The organism is Saccharomonospora iraqiensis subsp. paurometabolica YIM 90007 (assembly GCF_000231035.2).
In the GTDB taxonomy this organism is placed as follows: Bacteria; Actinomycetota; Actinomycetes; order Mycobacteriales; family Pseudonocardiaceae; genus Saccharomonospora; species Saccharomonospora paurometabolica.
This window is the reverse complement of record NZ_KI912209.1, coordinates 1-1,711: the sequence shown is the minus strand read 5'-3', so window position 1 is coordinate 1,711 and position 1,711 is coordinate 1. Positions and strand designations below refer to the sequence as shown.

Sequence of the window (1,711 nt, the reverse complement as noted above, 5' to 3'; positions counted from 1 at the left end):
TCCGCCGACGGCCGCGCCGGGCCGTTCGCGCACGGGGTCGCCTCGGGTGATCCGCTGCCCGACGGCGTTCTGCTGTGGACGCGGGTGAGCCCGACCCCGGACGCGGTCCCCGGCTCGGGTGTCGGGCCCACGACGCCGGTCGAGTGGCAGGTCGCCACGGATCCGCGGTTCACCACCGTGGTCGCCGGGGGGCGCCTGCGGACCGGTCCGGACCGCGACCACACCGTCAAGGTCGACGTCACCGGCCTGGCACCGGACACGTGGTACTGGTACCGCTTCCGCCACGGCGGCGCGTATTCCCCGGTCGGACGCACGCGCACCGCCCCCGCCCGGGACGCCGCCGTCGACCGGCTGCGGATGGGGGTGGTGTCCTGCTCGAACTGGCAGGCGGGGCATTTCGCCGCCTACCGGCACCTCGCCGACCGCGACGATCTCGACCTCGTCGTCCACCTCGGCGACTACCTCTACGAGTACGGCGCGTCGTCGGCGGCGCTGCGCCCGCACGACCCGCCCGTCGAGACGACCACCCTCGCCCATTACCGGCGTAGGCACGCCCAGTACAAGTCGGACCCGCACCTGGCGGCGCTGCACGCGCGGGTCCCGTTCGTCGTGACCTGGGACGACCACGAGGTGGCCAACAATGCCTGGGCCGGCGGCGCACAGAACCACACCGCCCCGCAGGAGGGCACCTGGACCGACCGGCGGGCGGCCGCACACCGCGCCTACGCCGAGTGGATGCCGGTGCGCTACGAGCCGGGCGGGCGCCTCTACCGGAGGCTGACCTTCGGACGATTGGCCGAGCTTTCCCTGCTCGACCTGCGCACCTACCGCAGCAGGCAGGCGGCACACCCGTTCGACCCGGTGATCTCCGACCCGGCCCGCACCATGACCGGGGCGAACCAGCTCGACTGGCTCACCTCCGGACTGACCACGGCTCACGCCCAGTGGAAACTCGTCGGGAACCCGGTGATGATCGCGCCGGTGCGGTTCCCGTCGACACTGTCCACCCGCGAGCTGCACGCCGTCTCCGAACTCCTCGGGCCGGTCGGCGGTATCCCGTACAACGTCGACCAGTGGGACGGCTACACCGCCGACCGCGCCACCGTGTTCGCCACCCTGCGCGACCACGGGGTGCGCGACACCGTCTTTCTCACCGGGGACATCCACTCGGCCTGGGCGGCGGAACTGCCCTCGGACCCGCTGACCTACCCGCTCACCGGCGACTCGCTCGGCACGGAGCTGGTCTGCACCTCGGTCACCAGCGACAACCTCGACGAGATCCTCGGCGTGCCGCCGCGGACCGGGTCACTGGCGGTGGAGGCGGCGGTGCGGCTGAACAACCCGCACGTGCGGCACCTGGACTTCGACGCGCACGGCTACTCGGTGCTCCAGGTGGCCCCGGACGCCGTGCGGATGGACTGGTACGCCCTCGACGACCGCACCGACCCCGCCAGTCCCGCCCGGCACGCCGCCTCGGTGCGGGTGCCCGCGGGAACCCAGCACGTCCGCCCGACGACGGAACCCCTGCGATGACGACCCCTGCGATGACGACGGAGCCCCTGCGATGACCGACGACCCGGTCCCTGCGACGGCCGACGGCGGAGCCCCTGCGACGACCGACCGGGGCCACGCGACGGCCGACCTCTCCCGCCGCCGGTTCCTCCGGGTGGCCACGGGCACCTCGGCCGCGGTGGTGCTGTCCGGCGCCGCC

Annotated in this window: 1 protein-coding gene; it reads left to right on the top strand. The window is 73.7% G+C overall.

Annotation, left to right across the window (positions count from 1 at the left end):
- On the top strand, window positions 1–1,533 hold a 1,533-nt coding region (locus SACPADRAFT_RS0203350; protein ID WP_007027522.1), incomplete at its 5' end, for an alkaline phosphatase D family protein.
- Window positions 1,534–1,711 lie beyond the last annotated feature (178 nt).